This window comes from Pseudomonas sp. Z1-29, from assembly GCF_051131995.1.
Classification (GTDB): domain Bacteria; phylum Pseudomonadota; class Gammaproteobacteria; order Pseudomonadales; family Pseudomonadaceae; genus Aquipseudomonas.
Window position 1 is genome coordinate 1,674,074 of record NZ_CP071645.1, and the last position, 19,694, is coordinate 1,693,767.

At 61.6% G+C, this 19,694-nt stretch carries 21 protein-coding genes; 9 read left to right on the top strand and 12 right to left on the bottom strand.

What is annotated here, in order from left to right; genetic code table 11:
- The first annotated feature begins 35 nt into the window (after positions 1 to 35).
- Positions 36 to 968, top strand: coding sequence for a lipid A biosynthesis lauroyl acyltransferase (locus tag J3P84_RS07835; RefSeq protein WP_434629124.1), 933 nt, complete (start codon positions 36 to 38; stop codon positions 966 to 968).
- Positions 969 to 1,003: 35 nt separating this feature from the next.
- Positions 1,004 to 2,191: a patatin-like phospholipase family protein gene (locus J3P84_RS07840; protein WP_434629126.1), complete on the top strand. Its 1,188-nt coding sequence runs from the start codon at positions 1,004 to 1,006 to the stop codon at positions 2,189 to 2,191.
- A gap of 53 nt (positions 2,192 to 2,244) precedes the next feature.
- On the opposite strand, the gene J3P84_RS07845 is transcribed toward J3P84_RS07840, so the two are convergent.
- From J3P84_RS07845 to J3P84_RS07855, 3 genes are all read right to left on the bottom strand, one after another.
- A complete protein-coding gene (locus J3P84_RS07845; RefSeq protein ID WP_305499507.1) occupies positions 2,245 to 2,520 on the bottom strand; it encodes a hypothetical protein in 276 nt (91 codons plus the stop codon).
- Between the two features lie 202 nt (positions 2,521 to 2,722).
- Positions 2,723 to 3,454 (bottom strand): DUF899 domain-containing protein, encoded by a 732-nt coding sequence (locus tag J3P84_RS07850; RefSeq protein ID WP_434629128.1) that lies wholly within the window; start codon positions 3,452 to 3,454, stop codon positions 2,723 to 2,725.
- Positions 3,455 to 3,473: 19 nt separating this feature from the next.
- Complete coding sequence (locus J3P84_RS07855) at positions 3,474 to 3,611, bottom strand: hypothetical protein (protein WP_434629130.1); 138 nt, start codon at positions 3,609 to 3,611, stop codon at positions 3,474 to 3,476.
- A gap of 25 nt (positions 3,612 to 3,636) precedes the next feature.
- Here J3P84_RS07855 and J3P84_RS07860 point away from each other — a divergent pair, with 25 nt between their 5' ends.
- Positions 3,637 to 4,029 carry a transcriptional regulator gene (locus J3P84_RS07860; protein WP_434629132.1) on the top strand — a complete coding sequence of 131 codons (393 nt, stop codon included), beginning with the start codon at positions 3,637 to 3,639 and terminating at the stop codon, positions 4,027 to 4,029.
- 126 nt (positions 4,030 to 4,155) lie between these two features.
- Here the strand turns inward: J3P84_RS07860 and J3P84_RS07865 are convergent, their stop codons facing one another.
- The 3 genes from J3P84_RS07865 to J3P84_RS07875 form a co-directional block, all read right to left on the bottom strand.
- On the bottom strand, positions 4,156 to 5,022 hold the full coding sequence (locus J3P84_RS07865) for a DUF6279 family lipoprotein (protein ID WP_434629134.1): 867 nt from the start codon (positions 5,020 to 5,022) through the stop codon (positions 4,156 to 4,158).
- 80 nt (positions 5,023 to 5,102) lie between these two features.
- On the bottom strand, positions 5,103 to 5,813 hold the full coding sequence (locus J3P84_RS07870; RefSeq protein ID WP_434572544.1) for a TorF family putative porin: 711 nt from the start codon (positions 5,811 to 5,813) through the stop codon (positions 5,103 to 5,105).
- A gap of 197 nt (positions 5,814 to 6,010) precedes the next feature.
- Positions 6,011 to 6,199, bottom strand: a complete 189-nt coding sequence (locus J3P84_RS07875) for a hypothetical protein (RefSeq protein ID WP_018607615.1) — start codon at positions 6,197 to 6,199, stop codon at positions 6,011 to 6,013.
- A 318-nt stretch (positions 6,200 to 6,517) separates the two neighbouring features.
- On the opposite strand from J3P84_RS07875, the gene J3P84_RS07880 reads away from it, so the two are divergent.
- Positions 6,518 to 7,354, top strand: coding sequence for a CvfB family protein (locus J3P84_RS07880; RefSeq protein WP_434629136.1), 837 nt, complete (start codon positions 6,518 to 6,520; stop codon positions 7,352 to 7,354).
- A gap of 419 nt (positions 7,355 to 7,773) precedes the next feature.
- A complete protein-coding gene (locus tag J3P84_RS07885; protein WP_434629138.1) occupies positions 7,774 to 9,228 on the top strand; it encodes an NCS1 family nucleobase:cation symporter-1 in 1,455 nt (484 codons plus the stop codon).
- Here the strand turns inward: J3P84_RS07885 and J3P84_RS07890 are convergent, their stop codons facing one another.
- Positions 9,229 to 10,401 (bottom strand): YbfB/YjiJ family MFS transporter, encoded by a 1,173-nt coding sequence (locus tag J3P84_RS07890; RefSeq protein ID WP_434629140.1) that lies wholly within the window; start codon positions 10,399 to 10,401, stop codon positions 9,229 to 9,231.
- A gap of 103 nt (positions 10,402 to 10,504) precedes the next feature.
- Here J3P84_RS07890 and ptrR point away from each other — a divergent pair, with 103 nt between their 5' ends.
- Complete coding sequence (ptrR, locus tag J3P84_RS07895; RefSeq protein WP_434629142.1) at positions 10,505 to 11,398, top strand: putrescine utilization regulator PtrR; 894 nt, start codon at positions 10,505 to 10,507, stop codon at positions 11,396 to 11,398.
- A gap of 139 nt (positions 11,399 to 11,537) precedes the next feature.
- On the top strand, positions 11,538 to 11,666 hold the full coding sequence (locus tag J3P84_RS07900; protein ID WP_256222727.1) for a PA1414 family protein: 129 nt from the start codon (positions 11,538 to 11,540) through the stop codon (positions 11,664 to 11,666).
- Positions 11,667 to 11,870: 204 nt separating this feature from the next.
- On the opposite strand, the gene J3P84_RS07905 is transcribed toward J3P84_RS07900, so the two are convergent.
- The 4 genes from J3P84_RS07905 to speB all read right to left on the bottom strand — a co-directional run bounded on the left by J3P84_RS07905 (position 11,871) and on the right by speB (position 16,314).
- The gene (locus tag J3P84_RS07905) at positions 11,871 to 13,259 is read right to left on the bottom strand and encodes a sodium:solute symporter (RefSeq protein ID WP_434601499.1); all 1,389 of its coding nucleotides are present in this window, start codon (positions 13,257 to 13,259) and stop codon (positions 11,871 to 11,873) included.
- A 106-nt stretch (positions 13,260 to 13,365) separates the two neighbouring features.
- Entirely contained in the window at positions 13,366 to 14,895 is a 1,530-nt protein-coding gene (locus tag J3P84_RS07910; RefSeq protein ID WP_434631201.1) for a purine-cytosine permease family protein, read from the bottom strand.
- A 51-nt stretch (positions 14,896 to 14,946) separates the two neighbouring features.
- Positions 14,947 to 15,354, bottom strand: coding sequence for a YybH family protein (locus J3P84_RS07915; RefSeq protein ID WP_434629144.1), 408 nt, complete (start codon positions 15,352 to 15,354; stop codon positions 14,947 to 14,949).
- Between the two features lie 9 nt (positions 15,355 to 15,363).
- The gene (speB, locus tag J3P84_RS07920) at positions 15,364 to 16,314 is read right to left on the bottom strand and encodes an agmatinase (RefSeq protein WP_045155351.1); all 951 of its coding nucleotides are present in this window, start codon (positions 16,312 to 16,314) and stop codon (positions 15,364 to 15,366) included.
- A 331-nt stretch (positions 16,315 to 16,645) separates the two neighbouring features.
- On the opposite strand from speB, the gene J3P84_RS07925 reads away from it, so the two are divergent.
- Both J3P84_RS07925 and J3P84_RS07930 read left to right on the top strand, forming a co-directional pair.
- Positions 16,646 to 17,539, top strand: a complete 894-nt coding sequence (locus J3P84_RS07925; RefSeq protein WP_434572557.1) for a LysR family transcriptional regulator — start codon at positions 16,646 to 16,648, stop codon at positions 17,537 to 17,539.
- 2 nt (positions 17,540 to 17,541) lie between these two features.
- Complete coding sequence (locus tag J3P84_RS07930; protein WP_434629146.1) at positions 17,542 to 18,138, top strand: tRNA-uridine aminocarboxypropyltransferase; 597 nt, start codon at positions 17,542 to 17,544, stop codon at positions 18,136 to 18,138.
- Between the two features lie 134 nt (positions 18,139 to 18,272).
- Here J3P84_RS07930 and J3P84_RS07935 read toward each other — a convergent pair whose 3' ends face one another.
- Complete coding sequence (locus J3P84_RS07935; RefSeq protein WP_434629148.1) at positions 18,273 to 19,637, bottom strand: HlyD family type I secretion periplasmic adaptor subunit; 1,365 nt, start codon at positions 19,635 to 19,637, stop codon at positions 18,273 to 18,275.
- Positions 19,638 to 19,694: the final 57 nt, after the last annotated feature.

The window sequence follows — 19,694 nt, forward strand, 5'->3', positions numbered from 1 at the left end:
TAGAATGCGCGGCCCAGGTATTAATGGAAGCTGTAATGGATCGCCCGCGTTTTCGAGCTGCTTTTTTTCATCCGCGTTTCTGGCTGCTGTGGTGCGGCCTGGGGCTGTTGTGGCTGATCATCCAGTTGCCTTATCCGCTGCTGTTGCGGATCGGCCGCGCCTTGGGAACATTGATGTACCGGGCGGCCGGCGACCGACGGCGCATCGCCAGTCGCAATCTCGAGCTGTGTTTTCCCGAGAAATCCGCCGCTGAGCGCAAGCGTCTGCTCAAGGAAAACTTCGCCTCCACCGGCATCGCCTTCTTCGAAATGGCCATGAGCTGGTGGTGGTCGCGTTCGCGGCTGGCGAAGCTGGCCCATGTCGAAGGCCTGGAACATCTCAAGCAGGCCCAGCGCGACGGTAAGGGCGTGATCCTGATGGCGCTGCATTTCACCACGCTGGAAATCGGCGCGGCGCTGCTCGGCCAGCAGCACACCATCGACGGCATGTATCGCGAGCACAAGAACCCGTTGTTCGACTATATCCAGCGCCGTGGCCGCGAACGGCATAACCTCGATTCCCTGGCGGTAGAACGTGATGACGTGCGCGGCATGCTCAAGTTGCTGCGCGCCGGCCGGGCAATCTGGTACGCACCGGATCAGGACTACGGTGCCAAGCAAAGCGTGTTCGTGCCGCTGTTCGGCATCCAGGCGGCGACGGTCACCGCGACCAGCAAGTTCGCGCGCCTGGGCAAGGCACTGGTCGTGCCGTTCGTTCAGGAGCGCCTGGCCGATGGCAGCGGCTATCGTCTGGTGATCCAGGCGCCGCTGGAGGATTTTCCCGGCGAGACCGAAGAGGCTGATTGCCTGCGCATCAACCAATGGGTCGAGCGCTCGGTAAGCCAGTGTCCCGAGCAATACCTCTGGGCCCACCGGCGCTTCAAGACCCGGCCGCCCGGCGAGCCGAAGCTGTACGATAAACGCGGTTGATCATATAGCCCTATGACTGGACACGGAGTATCGCGATGACCCCAGCTGAACCGGTAACAGGTTTGATTCTTTCCGGCGGCGGGGCTCGAGCGGCGTATCAGGTCGGTGTATTGGCAGCGATTGCCGAGTTGCTGCCGGACGGCGGTCGGAACCCGTTTCCGGTGATTGTCGGTACCTCTGCCGGTGCGATCAATGCGGTCAGCCTGGCGAGCGGGGCGATGGACTTCAAGACCGCCATCGAACGCCTGACGGCCTTCTGGCAAACCGTGCGCAGCCACCAGGTGATGCGCAGCGACTGGCGCGGGGTCATGGGCCAAGCGACGCGGTTCATCGGCCATAGCTTGCTCGGCCTGGGAGCCAAGCTGCCGGTGGCGCTGATCGACAGTTCGCCGCTGCGCGAACTGCTCCAGGCGCAATTCCATGGCGCGGGTATCGAGCAGGCGATTGCCGAGCACCAATTGCGCGCTGTGGCGGTCACTGCCTTTGGCTACGAATCTGGCCAGGCGGTGACCTTCTATCAGGGCCGCGGCACCATCGACGCCTGGCTGCGTCATCGGCGTATCGGTGTGCCCACGCAACTGTCGGTGGAACACCTGCTCGCCAGCTCGGCGATTCCCCTGCTGTTCGCGCCGGTGAAGATCGGCCCGCAATATTTCGGCGACGGCGCGGTGCGCCAATCGGCACCCATCAGCCCGGCCCTGCACCTGGGGGCCAACCGCGTGCTGGTCATCGGCGTCAGCGGCAACCCGCGCGGCGTGTCGGCCCAGGATCCGCTGGAGCGCAGCTACACCGGCCTGCAACCGACCCTGGCGCAGATCGGCGGGCACATGCTCAACAGCACGTTCATCGACAGCCTGGAAAGCGACATCGAGCTGCTTGAGCGCCTGAACAGATTCAGCCACATGCTGCCAGACGATGTGCCGGCCCACGCCCTCGGCGCGGCACCGGTGGAGGTGCTGGTGATTTCCCCAAGCCAGCCGATCGACGAAATTGCCGCGCGCCATCGCCAGGAGCTGCCCCGAGCGTTGCGGGTATTTTTGCGTGGGCCGGGTGCGACCAAGACCAGCGGTGCCAGTGTATTGAGTTATCTGTTGTTCGAGAAAGGTTATTGCAGCGAACTGATCGAGCTGGGGCGACAGGATGCCCTGGCGCAACGCGAAGCCTTGATCCGGTTCCTGAGGTTGGCCCAGCCCGAGGTTGCGCTCGGCCTCGCGGCGAATTGACCGGGCGACGCCAGGCCGGCCTGGGCAGTCCTTTCCTATCCGCGCCAGGCCGATTACTCGGCCTTGTTCTGCGCCTCTTCAAGCTCCTTCAGGCGCTTATCGATCAGTTGGCATTTGTCCGGTACGTCCTTGCTGGACGTTTCCAGGTTCATCGCCTGCAATTCTTCATTCATTTCCTTGGCCTTGGCCGGATCCTGTTCGGTGAGCTTGGTCACCTTATCCGCCAGTTGCTCGCGCTTGATGGTCGCTTCTTCGGGCGTGCAAGTCGCCCAGGCGGGCAGGGCGCAGGTGAGGGTGGCGGCGAGGGTGAGTTGGATGAGGTTTTTCATGGCTCGGGCCTCGTATTCCTTTGTTGGGCAGGTAAACGGTTGAGGCCGGGCTGCCAGGGAAAGTTCATTTGGCCGTTTTTCGAGCTTCAAGTAGGGCGTTTCGCCTGGCATCTTTCGGCTTAAAGCAGGCGCCTGCTGCGCAGTCGAGCGGGAGCAAGCTCCCTCGCCACGGGGTTCGCGCTCGACTGGGCGGGTTGGCGCTTCAGCCGTGGCAGCAGCTGTGGGGCTTGGCTTCCTGGTATTTATCGTGGTGGCGCACCCATTCCATGATTTCGACTTCGTTGCGGCCTTTCGGCGTGAGGTCGAGGTAGTTGTAGGTGCCGACCAGGATGTCGAGGCCGCGGGCGTAGGTGGAGTAGGTGTGGAAGATGTCGCCGGCTTCGTTGCGATAGAAAACGCTCAGGCCTGGGAGTTCGCTTTCGGCGCTGTCGGTTTTTTCGTAGTTGTAGGTCGCTGTTTCAGCGGCGCTGTCTCCGGCGTTGAAGCTGACGCCGAAGTCGTGGTTGAAGTCGCAGCCTGCCGATGAGACCCAGTCGAAGGCCCAGCCCATGCGCCGTTTGAACGGCTGGAATTCGGCGAACGGGGCGTGGGAGACGGCCACGACGGCGACGTCGTGGTGGGCCAGGTGTTGGTTGGCGCCGTCGATGTGGTCGGACAGGAACGAGCAGCCCTGGCAGCCCTCGGTCCAGCCGGGGCCGAACATGAAGTGGTAGATGATCAGTTGGCTGCGGCCGCCGAACAGGTCGGCCAGGCTCAGTTCGCCGTGGGGGCCTTGGAAGCGGTAGGGTTTTTCGATTTTTACCCAGGGCAGCGCGCGGCGTTCGGCGCTGAGTTTGTCCCGTTCGCGGGTGAACGCTTTCTCGTGGGCGAGGTGTTCGCGGCGGGCGGCGAGCCAGGCTTCCCGCGAGACGACCTGATGGGACTCGATGTTCATGGGGCTTCTCCTCAGAGACTCATTGATCGGCGATTGCAACGGCTAGTCGTTTGGCGGCCGGCGGATTCGACAAACCGTTGGTCGGCATGGGAAAGACGCCGCCGGTAAACCCGGCTGAACGGCGCCGCACCGCCTCGGTCACAAATTGAGTAGGCATCTCACTCTCTAGAGGATGGACCAGGATGACGACTTATAACTGGGACTTGATCGAACGGTTGCTGCACGAAGTGCAAAATGGCGCCGGCCACAGTTTTACCCCTCGGCCCTATGCGGAGCAGTACGCGGCGGAAAAGGCGGCTCAGGGCGAGGACATCGAGAACCTCGATCATCTGAAAGCGGTTGCCGGAGAGTATGAAAAACTGCTGCTGGAGCGGGGTTACATCGAACCGCGGCCAGAGGAAAAGGGCGGCAATGGCGAGAATTTTGTGCTGACGCCCCGTGGCTCGCGGTTGTTGAGCCTGATCGACAGCAGCATCCCGGGCAATGATCATCCGCGCCAGGTGCTGGATGAGCAGGAAGATGCGCTGGATGAGTTTACTTTTGATGATCTGGCTTCGAAGGCGCAAATTGCCTGATGGATTCACCCATTCTCCTGTGGGAGCGAGCCTGCTCGCGAAAGCCATCTGACAGGCAACTTATGTTTGACCGTCAGGCCGCTTTCGCGAGCAGGCTCGCTCCCACAAGGGGATTTGTGGTGGAAGTTACGGGCGTGCTGCTTTCAGGCACTTCAGATCGCTGAAATCCTTCTTCACCCCGTCAATCTTCTTCAACAGCTGTTCACGCTGCGTCGGGGTGCTCTGTGCCATCAGGTCCACCAACAGGCTGCGGGCCTGGGCTTCGGTTTTGTCGTAGGCCTCGCGGTAGGCGGGCGTCCACAGGCTTTCGCGGTTCACCAGTAATTGCTCGATGCGTTTCGGGAAGTCGGGGCTGTGGCGCTGGGCGACGGCTTCGCTGAACTGGTTCTGCCAGTGGGCGCGGTTAGCGATCCATTGCTGGTTCTGGTCGCCAAGCGCGGTGGACCAGGCTTGTACGCGTTGGCGCTGGGCGTCGTTGAGTGGGCCGATCCAGTCGTTCAGACGTTTCTCCATGCGCTCGGCGCGTTCCTTGATCTGCTGTTGCAAGGTCGGCTTGAGGTAGTCCCGCTGGCGTTTGCGTTGATCCTTGATGAAGGCGGCGTCCATGTCGGCCACCTGGTCATCGCTCAAGCCTTGTAACAGTTCGGTGGCCGATGGGGTGATTTCCCGGGCGGTTTCGGCGATCGCGGCCTTGGCTTCGCGGGTGCGTTGCTGCAGGGCCTCGTCGGTCACCTGGTCGGTCTGCACCATGGTTTTGAGGCGATCGAGCCAATCCAGGTAGCCGGGCAACTGCGTGGTGCAATGCCAGCTCAGGTGCTCCTTGAGGCGGTCGTTGAACCAGTCTTTCTGCTCGCCGTTGATTTCCAGGTAATCGTTGAGGGTCCAGGGGATGATCAGGTCGAGGTTGCGGTAGGCCAGGCCGACGCGGCTGCAAGCGGTGAGTGTCAGCAGCAGGGCGATGAACATGGCGGTGCGTGTTAACCAGCGCGACATGAGCGAGTCCTTGCGAAGGCGGAGGTGCTTTGTTTGAGCATGGCAGGCGCGCGGCAGTTCAGCCGATTAATAAGTAACGCTTAGTAAAAAGGATGGGCCATCTTGAGGGTCAGCAAGCTGTCGCATTCGCTGTTGTGGCCAGAGTAGGCGGAGCAACTGCTGCCGCTGAGGCTTGAGTCGCTGTAGATCAGGTCCAGGTCGATGCCTTTCCATGGGCGGGAGATTTTCAGTGACCAGTCGCTGAAGCTGCTGACGTAGCCGTTATCCACGGAAACAGGCGAATTGAGCTGGTGGGTGGTGTATTTGGCGCTGATGCCAATGCCGAACGGCACGTTGCCGCCCAGGTCGGCGAACAGGGTGCTGTTCTGTTTGTCCGGATCGTTGCTCAAGGCGGCGCCGAAGCGGCTGCCGAGCAGGGTCAGGCCGCCGTAGAATTCCTGGCTGTCGAGAGTATCGACGGTAGGGTAGCTGTAGTGGATCAAGCCGACTTCGTAGCCCAGGGTCTGGTCGAAGGGTTGTTTGAAACCCATGTAGGAATCGATCTCAAGGTCGGCGGATACGCCGGCGCTGGGTGACCACTGGCCGACGTACCAACCGCTGTCATGACTCAGGTCCAGGCCACCGTGGAACGAGCCGGTGCTCGACGGCGTGACCAGGCCTTGGGCCATGCTGCGGCTGGGTGTGGTGCCGAGTTTGAGATCGAAGTCGCCGAGCTCGCGCTGGAACACCTGCCCATAAGATGCGGGGCAAGCGAGCAGGCTGAACGTCAGCAAGACAACAGGAATGCGCATGCTTCACTCCATGAATAGCGAGGAGCAGGGAATCGTAACCAAGCTGAAACGCTTGAGCTAGAGAGGTGCAAGCATACCGGCGAATACCCGGCAGCGATGGCCGTTCGTCGATTTATGCGTGAAGGGGGTCAAGCGGGGGAGGTTCCAGTCCAAGCGCTTCGAGATTCAAAGCGCTTTGGGACCAGGTGAAACGGGGATTACTTCTTGCCCAGGCTGATCTGCTTGGACGGACCGAAGGTCTGGCCGCTGACACCTTTGGCAATCTGCTGGATTTCACCGCCGGACTTGAGGAACGCAGCGATCTGGTCGTTGATCGACTCGCTGGTTTCAACGGCTGGAGCTGGCTTTGCTTTGCTGTTGGATGCTTTTACGCGCATGACGGCCATTAACCTATGGATAATTAATTGGGCCAGGCATCGTACAGGAAATACTTGACAATTGCTTGGTAAATATCCCTCCGGAATATAGCGCAGCGAGGCCGGAAATATTACCGATTTATGTACGTTTATCGCCCTAAGCCACTGTTTTAAATAACAACCTTAGACGTGGTTCGGGCTCGAAATGGGGCGATTCGCCCTAGCCGGCGTCTGACGAATGGCCGCTCCCTCACTGAAAACCCAGGAAAATCAATGGCTGCACCGGCGACCACGAATCACGCGGCAAAACCGGGTAGAATGCCGCCCACGTAATGAGGGTATCTGGAAATGGCTTTAGTCGGGCGTTACAACAGTTTGCAAGTGGTTAAGCACACCAACTTCGGTTTATATCTGGACGGCGGTGCGGACGGCGAAATCCTGCTGCCTAACCGATATATCCCCAAGGATATTCCGAGTGAAGATGAAGACTGGCTCAATGTTTTCATTTATCTGGACAGCGACGACAAACTGATCGCTACCACGGAAAAACCGAAAGTCCAGGTGGGCGAGTTCGCCAGCCTGAAAGTGGTTGAGGTCAACAGCATCGGCGTGTTCCTGGATTGGGGCCTGCCCAAGGATCTGCTGCTGCCGTACTCCGAAGAAAAACGCCAGATGACCGCCGGCGAATACTGCGTGGTACACGTCTACCTCGACAAACACACCCGCCGCATCACCGCAACGGCGCGCCTGGACCGTTATCTGGACAAGACCCCGGCCAACTACACGCCAGGGCAGGAAGTCGATCTGCTGGTTGCCGAAGCCACTGACATGGGTTTCAAGGCAATCATCAACAACAAGCATTGGGGCTTGATCCACAAGAACGAAATCTTCAAGTTCATGCGCGCCGGCATGCAGGAGAAGGGGTTCATCAAGGAAATCCGCCCGGACGGCAAGATCAGCCTGAGCTTGCAGCCAGTCGGCCAGGAAGCGGCGACCAGCCTCAATGCGAAGATCCTCTCCAAGTTGCGCGACAACAACGGCACGCTGCCGGTCAGCGACAAGAGCGACCCGGCGCTGATCAGCAGCCTGTTTGGCGTGAGCAAGGGCAACTTCAAGAAGGCCATTGGCGCGCTGTACAAGAATGGGCAGATCGTCATTCATGCGGATCGTATTGAGTTGAGCTGATCGCACTTAAAGCGATGGAACCTTGGCAGGGTATTACCCTGTGGCGAGGGGATTTATCCCCGCTGGGGCACGAAGTGCCCCTAACTCCTCTCACCGTGATCTGCCAGAAAGATTGAGTCGATTGTCTTGGGGTTGCTTCGCAACCCAGCGGGGATAAATCCCCTCACCACAAAAGCAGTGCTTGCCTGCTATCTGTATACAAAAAAATGCACCCTAAGCATGCACCCGCGCCCCGTTCGTGGGCGTATGCCTGTGCTCGCTCGGCCTTCGCCTGCCCTGTAAACCACGGTTTGTCTCGGATCTTGCGCCTGTGGCACGCATTCTGCGTAGCAACCCGTATACAAACCATGCCGGCTCCCGTGCGCAGTATGGTGGACAATCAACTCGGGGGCACGGCGGTACTCAAAAGGAGCCCCGCAATGTCCGAGCAATTGCCCAACGGCTACAGCCCCCGTCTCTATAACGAAGACCTGGGGCCGCTGCCGCAGAAATGGAATTGGTACAACATCTTCGCGTTCTGGATGAGTGATGTGCACAGCGTCGGCGGCTATGTGTTTGCCGCCAGCCTGTTCGCTCTGGGCCTGGCGAGTTGGCAGGTACTCATTGCGCTGCTCGGCGGGATTTGCATTGTGCAGTTGATCGCCAACCTGGTCGCCAAGCCGAGCCAACAGGCGGCGGTGCCTTATCCGGTGATATGCCGGCTGGCGTTCGGCGTGTTTGGGGCGAATATTCCGGCGGTGATCCGCGGCCTGATCGCCGTGGCCTGGTATGGCATCCAGACCTATCTGGCGTCCAGCGCACTGATCATTGTGGTGCTGCGGTTCTTTCCGTCGATGGAAGCCTACGCAACGCCGCATTTTGCCGGTTTGTCCTACCTGGGCTGGTTCGGTTTCCTCGGGTTGTGGTTTGTCCAGGCGCTGGTGTTCTGGACGGGCATGGAGTCGATCCGGCGTTTTATCGACTGGGCCGGGCCGGTGGTGTATGCGGTGATGTTCCTGTTGGCCGGCTGGATCGTCTGGAAGGCCGGCTGGAGCAACATCAGCTTTACCCTGGCGGAGAAATCCCTGTCTGGCTGGCAGGCGTTCGGCCAAGTGATCGTGGCAACAGCCCTGGTGGTCTCGTATTTTTCCGGCCCGACCCTGAATTTCGGTGATTTCAGCCGGTACTGCCGGAGCATGTCTGACGTGCGTCGGGGCAATTTCTGGGGGCTGCCGGTAAATTTCCTGGCCTTCTCGCTGGTCACCGTGGTGATTGTGTCCGGGACGTTGCCAGTATTCGGCGAAATGCTCCATGACCCGATCGCCACCGTGGCGCGCATCGACAACGACGTAGCGGTGTTGCTGGGGGCTTTTGCCTTCGTGACCGCGACCATCGGCATCAATATTGTCGCCAACTTCGTGTCCCCGGCCTTCGACTTCGCCAACGTGGCACCGAGCAAGATCAGTTGGCGCGCCGGCGGCATGATCGCGGCGGTGGCCTCGATTTTCATCACGCCGTGGAACCTGTTCAACAATCCTGAAGTAATCCACTACACCCTGGACGTCTTGGCGGCGTTTATCGGCCCGTTGTTCGGCATCTTGCTGGTGGATTACTACCTGATCAAAAAGCAGCAGATCGACGTCGACGCGCTGTTCAATGATGGGCCGAGCGGGCGTTATTACTACAGCGGCGGCATCAACTGGACGGCGGTCAAGGCGTTGATTCCGGCGACGCTGATGGGCGTAGCAATCACCTTCACACCGCTGCTGCAATCGATGGCCAACTTTGCCTGGTTCACCGGGTGTTTCCTCGGCGGGGTGCTGTATTTCGCCTTGGCGCGGCGTGAGCCAGCCCTACAACTGAATACCTCGCTCAACCCGGCTGGCCAGGCCTGATCAGCGCAGGGCGGTCTGCGCGCAGGGGCTCGCCGCGCCACGTCTGGCGGGCCGCAGCAACAGTCCGCCGGCCAACAACAGTCCGCTGCCGGCGACAATCAGTGCCGGTTGCAGGCCGCCACTGAAATGGCTGCTCAGCGCCGCCAGCAGGGGGCCGCTGAGCTGGCCGATGGCAAAACACGCGGTCAGCAGGCCGACGTTGCGCTGGGTCGCGTGGGGGGCCAGTTCTCGGGCACGCATCACCATCAGTTGCATGCAGGCGAGAAACGGCGCGCCACAGAGAAACACGCCCAGGGCCAGGCCCGTGCCGCTGCCCAGCAGGCAGGCAAACACGCCAGCGGCTTGCAGCCACAACGTCGCCATCAGCCAGCGACTGGTGGTGTTCGGGTTCGGCCGGCGCAGGCTCACCAGCAGCACACCGGTGGCGGCGGCCAGGCCGAAGCAGGGCCAGAACAGGTCGGCCTGCCATTGCCCGTGAAATTGCGCCGAAGCCATCTGCGACAGAAACGTCGCTGGAATGATGTAGCCCACGCCATACAAGGCGTAGACCACGCAAAGACGGGCGATGCCGCTGCTGCCGGAAGCGACGACTGGCGCTGCGAGGGTGGCCGCCGGCGCGGGTTTCGGCAGGGCCGGCAGGATGACCAGCAGCATCAGCAGCGCCGCGCCAGCGTACACCAGCCACAAGGTGGCGGATGTCTGGCCCAACAGGTTCGAGCCAAGGGCCAGCAAGCCGGTAAGAAAAATCCCCATGCCCGGCCCGGCAAATACCAACGCGCCCAGCCGAGGCCGTCCCGCTGCCGCCGCCAGGGGTTGGCTCAACGCGGTGATCATCACCATCACCCAGGCGCTCGCCACGCCGGTGCCGAAGCGCAGCGCCAGGTGCGGCCAGAAGCCCCAGGCCCAGAACGACGCCAGCGTCAGCAGCACGCATAACCACAGGCCGCCCAACAGCCGTCGCTGCACCTGTTCGGCGCGACGGGCGAACATGGCGTCCAGAGCGCCTAGGAAGTAACCCAGATAGTTGGCGGCGGCAATCAGACCGGCGGCGGTCAAGTCGACCTGACCTTCGCCGATCAAATGAGGTAACTGCGGTGTAAGGGCGAAGCGGCCGATGCCCATGGCCATCATCAAGGCAATGAAGCTGGCGAGCAGGCGAGTCAAGGGCGACATGGTCGATCTCCGGCGTCGAGGTGATTGACCGTCAGGCTAGAACCGATTGACTTTCATTAAAAATGAATAATAGTGAGTAACTTGTTCTTTTTTGGAGAATGTCGTGGAGTTCAGCCAGTTACGGATTTTCCAGGCCGTGGCCGAGGAAGGTTCCATCACCCGGGCGGCCGAGCGCTTGCACCGGGTGCCCTCGAACCTCTCGACCCGGCTCAAGCAGCTCGAAGAGCAGCTGGGCGTGGACCTTTTTCTGCGCGAGCGTCAGCGTTTACAGTTGTCGCCTGCGGGAAAAGTCCTGTTGGACTACGCGACCAAGCTGTTCGCCCTGCATGACGAAGCCCATGCGGCGGTGCAGGGCGGCCAGCCGGCTGGAGATTTTGTGTTGGGCACGATGTACAGCACAGCGGCGACCCACTTGCCGGACTTGCTGGCGGCTTACCACCGGGCCTACCCGGCGGTGAACCTGCAAGTGCAATCGGGGCCGAGTGGAGAATTGCTTGAAGGCCTGCTCACCAATCGCCTCGATGCGGCGCTGGTGGACGGTCCGCTGGAGTTGGCCGGGCTGGATGGCGTGCCGTTGTGCGACGAGCGGCTGGTGCTCATCACCGAGGCCGACCACCCGCCGGTGCGCAGCGCGCTGGACGTGCAAAGCCGTGCGGTGTTCACCTTCCGGCGCGGCTGTTCCTACCGGATGCGCTTGGAAGCCTGGTTCGCCCATGATCATGCGACCATGGGCCGGGCGATGGAAATCGAGTCGTACCAGGGGATGCTGGCCTGTGTGATTGCCGGCTCCGGAGTGGCGCTGATGTCCGAGTCGATGCTCGCCAGCCTGCCGGGGCGGGAACGGGTAAATGTGCATGCGTTGTCCGAGCCGTTTGCCAGCGCGACGACCTGGTTGATGTGGCGCAAAGGCATGGTCGGCGCCAACCTGAATGCCTGGATCGAGTTGCAGCAACAAGCGTGGCCGCGTGCGCCAATGATCACGGCGCAATCGGCTTGAACTCCCGGCGTGGGATTTGGATCAATTCAGTAACAGATCATTGCAATCTGTAACGAGCATTGCGTAGGACTTCGGACTATTATCAGTGCGAAGGGGCCACAGAAATCTGCCGCTCGCACCACCCTGAGGGGGCACCACGATGAAAGAGAAAATCCAGAACTGGCTTCACGACTTGGGTGTCGCGCTCGGCTTGATCGAACCGCCCATGCAGCCGATCCCGATCCGCACCGACGACGAGCAACGCCGCCGCCAGCCGCGCCGCCGGTAAACCCACTTTTTTGGAGAGATCGCAGTCTCGGGCCGTTTCAATTGAAACGGCCCGAGACTGCGATCTTTTTATTTATGGCCTAGGCCCCTGTGGGAGCGAGCTTGCTCGCGATAGCGGTGGATCAGCATGAATCCATGTTGAGCGTACCGCCGTCATCGCGAGCAAGCTCGCTCCCACAGTGATTTCATCGCCAGCAATTACCGATCAAACCGCCTTGGCCACCACTTCCGACCGTGGCGACAGCAGGCTCACCACCACGAAGCTCACCAACGCCACGCTCAGGCTGTAGTAGATCGGCGTGTTCGCATCCAGGCCGTCCTTGAACATGAAGAACAGCGCGGTGACGAAACCCAGCGACATGCTGGTGATCGCGCCGGCGGTGGTTGCGCGTTTCCAGTAGATCGCCCCGATCAGCGGGATCAGCATGCCGCCGACCAGCAGGTTGTAGGCCAATGTCAGGGCGCTGATCACGTCGCTGACGACCAAGGCGATAGCCAATACCACCGCGCCCAGCAGCAGGGTCGCGATACGGTTTTCGTGAACGTCGCCGTCGCCGCTTTCACGGCCCTGGCGCAAGCGGGGCAGCAAGTCCTGGACCACCGTGGTGGATGCCGCAAGCAGGCCTGCTGCGGCGGTGGACATCAATGCCGCCAACGCGGCTGCGATCACCAGGCCACGAATGCCGTTCGGCAGGCTGGTTTGCACCACACTGGCGAAGGCGTTGTTGACGTTTTCCAGGTCCGGCAGCAAGACTTTGGCGGCCATGCCGATCAGCGCACCGGCAAGGCCGTAGAGCACACAATACAGACCTGCCGCGGTGCCGGCGACTTTCGCCACGCCTTCGCTGCGGGCGGTGAACACCCGTTGCCAGATGTCCTGGCCGATGAAGATGCCGAAGAAGTAGATCAGGAAGTAGGTGAGGATAGTGTCCCAGCCGATGGCGGTGAAATCGAAATAACGCGCCGGCAAAGCCGCTACCATCGCGTCCCAGCCACCAGCGTCACTGATGGACATTGGCATCAGCAGAAACACCAGGCCGATGGTCATGATCAGGAACTGGACGATGTCGGTCAGGGTCAGCGACCACATGCCGCCGATTGTGGAATAAAGAACCACCACGCCGCCGCCCACCAGGATCGAAACCCAGAAGGGCAGGCCGAACAGCACCTGCATGACCGTGCCGATGGCGATGGTCGAGGTGGCGCCGATCATCAGCGCATAGACCAGCATGATCACCGCGCTGGCATGGCGCGCGGCCGGGTTGTAGCGGCGCTCCAGCACTTGGGTCACGGTGTAGATCCTCAGCTTGAGCAACGGCTTGGCGAGGAACAGGCTCAGCCCGACGATGCCCAGGCCGATGGCGCCGCACAACCAGAAGCCGGAAATGCCGTGGACATAACCCAGACGCACAGTGCCGATGGTCGACGCGCCACCCAGCACGGTGGCGGCCATGGTGCCCAGGTAAAAACCCGGACCGAGGTTGCGCCCGGCGACGAGGTAGTCGTCGCGGGTCTTGGCGCGGCGCATGCCGTACCAGCCCAGGGCGATCATGCCGGTGGCGTAGATGAGAACGACGATTAAATCCAAGGCCATGATGGCGTGTCTCCGGTTCTATTTTTATCGGAAGTCGGGTGGGTTGCAGTTTGTGGCGAGGGGATTTATCCCCGCTGGGCTGCGAAGCAGCCCCAACACAGGCAACTCAATCTGTCTGGCACACCGAGATGTCAGGGTTTGGGACCGCTTCGCGCTCCAGCGGGGATGAATCCCCTCGCCATACCTGCGGCCCATACACCGCCGCCGGTTCCGGAAACAGCCCGAGCAACAGCAGGTACACCACCGAGGCCAGCCCCAGGGTCACCGGCAGACTGACGTCGATGCCACCGGCCAGCTCTCCCAACGGCCCGACGAATTGCCCCGGCAGGTTGACGAAGCACAGCCCCACCAGTGCGCTGGGAATCCACGCCCCCAGGCCGCGCCAGTTCCAGCCATGGCTGAACCAGTAGCGCCCGCCGGTTTCGCCACGGGTGAAGACTTGCAGGTCGTCCGGGCAGTAGAAGCCGCGGCGCACCAGCAGGCCGATGATCATGATCACCATCCACGGCGTGGTGCAGGTGATGATCAGCACGGCGAAGGTCGAGACGCTCTGTACCAGGTTCGCGGCGAAGCGCCCGATGAAGATGAACGCAATCGACAGCACGCCGATCAGCAGCGTCGCCTTGACCCGCGACAGCAGCCGTGGGAACACGCTGGACATGTCCAGCCCGGTGCCATACAGCGAGGTGGTGCCGGTGGACATGCCGCCGATCACCGCGATCAGGCACACCGGCAGGAAGAACCAGCCCGGCGAGACCGCCAGCAGGCCGCCCACGTAGTTGCTCGCGGCGATGTAGTCCGGCGCCTTGATCGCGACGATGGTGGCGGTGGCAAGGCCGAACAGAAACGGTATCAGCGTGGCCAACTGAGCGGCGATGACCGCCAGCATGATGCGTGGCTTGGGCGTGTTGCGCGGGATGTAGCGCGACCAGTCGCCGAGGAACGCGCCGAAGGAAATCGGGTTGCTCATGGCCACCAGCGCCGCGCCGATGAAGGCGGCGTAGAAGCCCGGCTGGCCGAGGCTGACCGTGCCGGCGAACTGGCTGTCGAAGCTCGGCGCGAAGGCGAAGATGCCCAGCAGGAACAACAGGCTGGCGGCCCACACGGCGATGCGGTTGACCCACAGCATGAAACGAAAGCCGTAGATGCACACCGTCAATACCAGCAGGGCAAACAGGCCGTAGGCCAGGCCCAGGCTCAGGTCGGTTTCCGGTACGCCGACCAGTCGCTTGGCGCCGCCGATCAGCGCGTCGCCCGAGCTCCACACCGACAGCGAGAAGAACGCGATGGCGGTCAGCAGCGAGAGGAACGAGCCGACGATTCGCCCATGGACGCCAAAATGCGCACCCGAGGACACGGCGTTGTTGGTGCCGTTGAGCGGGCCGAACAGGCCCATCGGCGCGAGGATGATCGAACCGACCAGTACCCCCAGCACGATGGCCCAGACTCCGGCCTGGAATGACAGCCCGAACAGCACCGGAAAGCTGCCGAGCACCGCGGTGGCAAAGGTGTTGGCGCCGCCGAAGATCAGTCGAAACAGATCCCCCGGGCCGGCGGTTCGTTGGTGGTCGGGGATCTGTTCGACCCCATTGGTTTCAAATTGCGTAAGGCTTTTATCGTTATTGTTATTCATGATCTGCTCCGATCATCGAGGCGCGTTCATCGGATGTGAACGTCGCCTGTTTGGCTAAGGGGGTGGCAGCCCTTCCGGCATTGCGGACAAATGTTCATGACAGGCCAGCCATAGGCCTTGTTGTTCTTGGCGAAACACGATGGTTTCGCGCTCCTGGCTAAAGTGCAGCTCCCCTTGCATGCGCAGCTCGGTGGCCACGTCATGGATGAAAATCGCCACGTCCCCTTGCAGGCTGACGAAGGCGTTGTTCGAGGTGCAACGCAGCACCTCGAAGCCATCCTCGGCGCGCCAGCGGTCCCACATGGCCTGGTAGGCCTCGCGTGACAGCAGCGGCTGTTCGAGGGTGTAGAACACGAAGCTCGCATCGGCGCTGAATGCGCCGAAGTAAGCCTCGCGGTCATTGCGGGCGAAGGCCGATACCAGTTCGGCGGCGGCCTTGAGAACCTGATCTCGATGGCTCATGGCGGCGCCTCAGCGATGGACCACGCCGGGCAGTACGCAGAGCATCTCGTACAGCAGGTTGGCGCCCAGCAGCGAGGTGTTGCCGGTGGTGTCGTACGGCGGCGAAACTTCTACCAGATCGCAACCGACCAGGTCGAGGCCCTGGCAGCCACGGACGATCTCGATCGCCTGGATGGTGGTCAGGCCGCCGATTTCCGGGGTGCCGGTGCCTGGCGCCCAGGCCGGATCGATGCCGTCGATGTCGAAGCTCAGGTACACCGGGCCGCCACCGACTTTCTCGCGCACTTCGGCCATCAATGGGGCCAGAGACTTGTGCCAGCATTCTTCGGCCTGGACCACACGGAAGCCCTGGTTACGGCTCCAGTTGAAATCCTCGGCGGTATAACCCTGGGCGCGCAGGCCGATCTGCACCACGCGATCGCAGTCGAGCAGGCCTTCTTCCACGGCGCGGCGGAAGGTGGTGCCGTGGGCGATTTTTTCGCCGAACATGTGATCGTTCACATCGGCGTGGGCGTCGATGTGCACGAGGCCGACCTTGCCGTGTTTCTTGTGGATCGCCCGCAGGATCGGCAGGGTGATGGTGTGGTCGCCGCCGAGCGTCAGGGGGATGACGTTGTGTTCGAGGATCTTGTGGTACGACTCTTCGATGATCCGCACCGCGTCCAGCAGGTTGAAGGTATTGATTGCCACGTCGCCAATGTCCGCCACCGACAGCGAGTCGAACGGCGCGGCACCGGTGGCCATGTTGTAGGGACGGATCATCACGGATTCGGCGCGGATCTCGCGGGGCCCGAAGCGGGTACCGGCGCGCAGGGAGGTGCCGATGTCCAGTGGCACGCCAACAAAGGCAGCGTCCAGGCCGGCGGCGGTGGGCAAATGGGGCAGGCGCATCATGGTGGCGATGCCGCCGAAGCGCGGCATTTCGTTGCCGCCCAGTGGTTGGTGAAGAATCTTGTCCACGGGTAGGGCCTCATCGTTTGTTTTATTTATCAGGGGCCGATTCTGCGAAAAGCCTTCGCCGTGAAGAATCGCTGACGGCAAATACTTAGTTCAGATTTTTCTAAACTAATGCGAGACGGGGCGATAGACTCCGCTGCGACGCCTACTCCATCCCGTGGCGAGGGGATTTATCCCCGCTGGGGCGCGAAGCGGCCCTAAACCCAGGCACCTCGGTGTGTCAGGCTGTTTGAGTTGGCTGTCTTGGGACTGCGCAGCCCAGCGGGGCGGTGCGACGTTTCGCTAAATCCCCTCGCCACAGGTTTGCAGTGTCCTGTTTGTATTTGGAGTCCCCATGGCCAACGCTCTACCCGACCTGAAACTGCTGCGCATTTTCGTCAGCGTGGTCCGTCACCAAGGGTTTGCCAATGCCCAGCACGAGCTCAACCTTTCCACGTCGGCGATCAGCACCTATATGAGCCAACTCGAATCGGCCCTGGGCCTGGTGCTCTGTCATCGTGGGCGGGGCGGGTTCAGCCTGACCAGCAAAGGCGAGCTGTTCCATCAGGAGACCCTGCGCCTGTTGGGCGAGCTCGAAGGTTTCGAGCAATACGCCGCGGCGCTCAAGGGTGAGTTGCGCGGTACGCTGAACCTGGGCGTGATCGATTCGACGGTCAGCGACAAGGCGTTGCCGTTCGCCGAAGCCATCGGCGCCTACAGCCAGGAGCACCCGGCGGTGCATTTGCACCTGTCGGTCATGAGCCCCTACGAGTTGCAACTCGGCGTGCAGGACAATCGCCTGGACCTGGCCATCGGCGCGTTTTCCACGCGTATGAGCGGGCTGGTCTATATGCCGCTGTACCGCGAACAGCACTGGTTGTATTGCAGCAACCGGCATCCGTTATTCAACGAACGGCGCATCCCTGAGCAACTCATTACCCAGCAGCGTATGGTCGGGCGCGGTTACTGGAGCCAGGCCGAACTGGCGCGCCACGGCTTCAAGCACAGCGCGGCGACGGTAGAAAGTATGGAAGCGCAACTGATTCTGGTGCTGTCCGGTGCCTACATTGGTTATCTGCCCGAGCACTACGCCCAGGCCTGGGTCGACAAGGGCGATCTGCGCGTGCTGCTGCCGGCAACCTTTGGCTATCAGGCGCCGTTTTCGATGATCGTGCGCCGTGGCCGCAGCCGCGAGCCGCTGATCCAGACCTTCCGTGATCTGCTCAAAGCTCAACTGAACCAGGCCTGACCATGTCCAGAATTCAATGCCCGCGTTGCCACCGTCCGCAAAGCCATTGCCTGTGCCCGTTGATCCCCAGTCTCGACAGCCGCACCCGTGTTCTGCTGTTGCAGCATCCCAGCGAGGTGAACCATGCCTTGAACACGGCGCGGTTGGCGGCATTGGGCCTGAACAACGCCGAATTGATCGTCGGCGAGGTGTTCGACGATTTGCCCAGGTTGCTCGATCAACCGGGTTATCAGGCGCGGTTGTTGTTTCCCGCCGACGATGCGCAGCCGATGCAAGCCTACGGTCCCAGCAATGACCCGTTGTTATTGGTCGTCCCCGACGGCACCTGGCGCAAGGCGCGCAAGCTGCTGCACCTGAACCCGTTGCTGGCGGCGCTGCCGAGGGTCACCCTGGCCAACGGCGGCGTGTCCCGTTACCGCTTGCGCAAGGCGCCCGGGCCGGGCGCGTTGTCGACGGTGGAGGCGATTGTCCAGGCACTGCAAACCCTCGAAGCACCGACAAGTTTCGAGCCGTTGCTGAGGCCGTTCGAGGCGCTGATCGAGGGGCAGATCGCGGCGATGGGGGAGGAAACCTTCAGGCGTAATCATTCCGGGAAGTAGGTGTTGGTGCTGGCCTCTTCGCGAGCAGGCTCGCTCCCACATCAGGTCTGTGGGATAAGAAAATTTCTGGCTGCGCAGAAGATCCACTGTGGGAGCGAGCCTGCTCGCGAAAGCGGCGGAACAATCGCCACATATCAGCGCTCACGCATCGCCTCGGTCCGCGCCTTCAACACCGGCTTGAGCAGGTAATCCAGCACACTTTTCTCCCCGGTGATGATGTCCACCGTCGCCACCATCCCCGGGATGATCAGCAACGGTTTGGCATCGCCGCCCAAATGGTTTTTATCGGTGCGCACCTGGATCAGGTAGAAGCTGTTGCCCTTGTCATCGGTGATGGTGTCGGCGCCGATCAGTTCGAGCTTGGCGCTCAGGCCGCCATAGATCGTGTAGTCGTAGGCGCTGAACTTGACCATGGCTTTCTGGCCCGGGTGGAGAAAGGCCACGTCTTGTGGGCGGACCTTGGCTTCGATCAGCAGGTTGTCCTCCAGTGGCACGATTTCGACCATGTCGCTGCCCGGCTGGACCACGCCGCCGATGGTATTGACCTTGAGCTGCTTGATCACCCCGCGCACCGGCGAGACCACGGTGGTGCGGGTCACCCGGTCATCGATGGCGATGCTCGATGCGGTGATTTTCGACAGTTCAGTGCGTTTCTCGTTGAGCTCCTTGGCCGCGTCGGAGCGGAAGGACTGCTCCGATTCGTCGATCTTGCTCTTGATCTCGTTGATCGCCGACTCGGCCCGAGGGATCGCCAGGGTGGTGGCGTTGAGTGAGCCGCGCACTTCCACCGCGCTGCGCTTGAGCCGGAGGATTTCTACCGGTGAAACCGCCCCGGTACGCACCAGCGGCGCCGACATGTTCATTTCTTCCTGCAGCAAGGACAGGGCCGAGCTGAACTGGCCTTGTTTGGAGCGAAACTCGGCGAGTTCCTGGGTTTTCTGCCGCAGCTGTTCGGTGAGGGTGCGTTGCTCGCTGGCCAGGCGCCGCTGGCGTTGTTGATACAACGAACGTTCGTCTTCGGCCACTTGCGGGGCCTTGGCGGTCACCTCTGCCGACAGCGCAAACGGTCGCCCTTCAGCCTCGGCCGACAGGCGTTCGACCTGGGCCGTGAGGGCATAACGATCGGCCTCGCTCTCGCCCTTGTTTGAGAGGAACCGCGTGTCATCCAGGCGCAGCAGGGTCTCGCCCTTGTTCACCATCTGGCCTTCGCGCACGAAAATCTCGGTGACGATGCCGCCTTCCAGGTTCTGGATCACCTGGACCTTGCTCGATGGAATCGCCTTGCCTTCGCCCGTGGTGACTTCCTGCAGCACGGCCAGTTTGGCCCAGACCAAACCGCTGACAATCAGCCCGGCGGCCAGCCACACCGTCACGCGCGAACGCCGGGGCGAGTCCTGCAATGTCGCGCTGGCGGTTTCCGGCATGAACTCGCTTTCGGCGCTTTTGCTGAAACTGCCGAAGTAGCTTCGGGCGGCTGAATCAGGTGTTTGAGCTGGCATGGGGCAGTACCCGTTGGTTAATTAAGATTTACTGAGTGCTGCTTTTGTGGGGAGGAA

Coding starts and splice junctions, on each gene's coding strand:
- J3P84_RS07835 (WP_434629124.1), top strand. CDS start 36: ATGGATCGCCCGCGTTTTCGAGCTGCTTTTTTTCATCCGCGTTTCTGG.
- J3P84_RS07840 (WP_434629126.1), top strand. CDS start 1,004: ATGACCCCAGCTGAACCGGTAACAGGTTTGATTCTTTCCGGCGGCGGG.
- J3P84_RS07845 (WP_305499507.1), bottom strand. CDS start 2,520: ATGAAAAACCTCATCCAACTCACCCTCGCCGCCACCCTCACCTGCGCC.
- J3P84_RS07850 (WP_434629128.1), bottom strand. CDS start 3,454: ATGAACATCGAGTCCCATCAGGTCGTCTCGCGGGAAGCCTGGCTCGCC.
- J3P84_RS07855 (WP_434629130.1), bottom strand. CDS start 3,611: ATGCCTACTCAATTTGTGACCGAGGCGGTGCGGCGCCGTTCAGCCGGG.
- J3P84_RS07860 (WP_434629132.1), top strand. CDS start 3,637: ATGACGACTTATAACTGGGACTTGATCGAACGGTTGCTGCACGAAGTG.
- J3P84_RS07865 (WP_434629134.1), bottom strand. CDS start 5,022: ATGTCGCGCTGGTTAACACGCACCGCCATGTTCATCGCCCTGCTGCTG.
- J3P84_RS07870 (WP_434572544.1), bottom strand. CDS start 5,813: ATGCGCATTCCTGTTGTCTTGCTGACGTTCAGCCTGCTCGCTTGCCCC.
- J3P84_RS07875 (WP_018607615.1), bottom strand. CDS start 6,199: ATGGCCGTCATGCGCGTAAAAGCATCCAACAGCAAAGCAAAGCCAGCT.
- J3P84_RS07880 (WP_434629136.1), top strand. CDS start 6,518: ATGGCTTTAGTCGGGCGTTACAACAGTTTGCAAGTGGTTAAGCACACC.
- J3P84_RS07885 (WP_434629138.1), top strand. CDS start 7,774: ATGTCCGAGCAATTGCCCAACGGCTACAGCCCCCGTCTCTATAACGAA.
- J3P84_RS07890 (WP_434629140.1), bottom strand. CDS start 10,401: ATGTCGCCCTTGACTCGCCTGCTCGCCAGCTTCATTGCCTTGATGATG.
- J3P84_RS07900 (WP_256222727.1), top strand. CDS start 11,538: ATGAAAGAGAAAATCCAGAACTGGCTTCACGACTTGGGTGTCGCGCTC.
- J3P84_RS07905 (WP_434601499.1), bottom strand. CDS start 13,259: ATGGCCTTGGATTTAATCGTCGTTCTCATCTACGCCACCGGCATGATC.
- J3P84_RS07915 (WP_434629144.1), bottom strand. CDS start 15,354: ATGAGCCATCGAGATCAGGTTCTCAAGGCCGCCGCCGAACTGGTATCG.
- J3P84_RS07925 (WP_434572557.1), top strand. CDS start 16,646: ATGGCCAACGCTCTACCCGACCTGAAACTGCTGCGCATTTTCGTCAGC.
- J3P84_RS07930 (WP_434629146.1), top strand. CDS start 17,542: ATGTCCAGAATTCAATGCCCGCGTTGCCACCGTCCGCAAAGCCATTGC.
- J3P84_RS07935 (WP_434629148.1), bottom strand. CDS start 19,637: ATGCCAGCTCAAACACCTGATTCAGCCGCCCGAAGCTACTTCGGCAGT.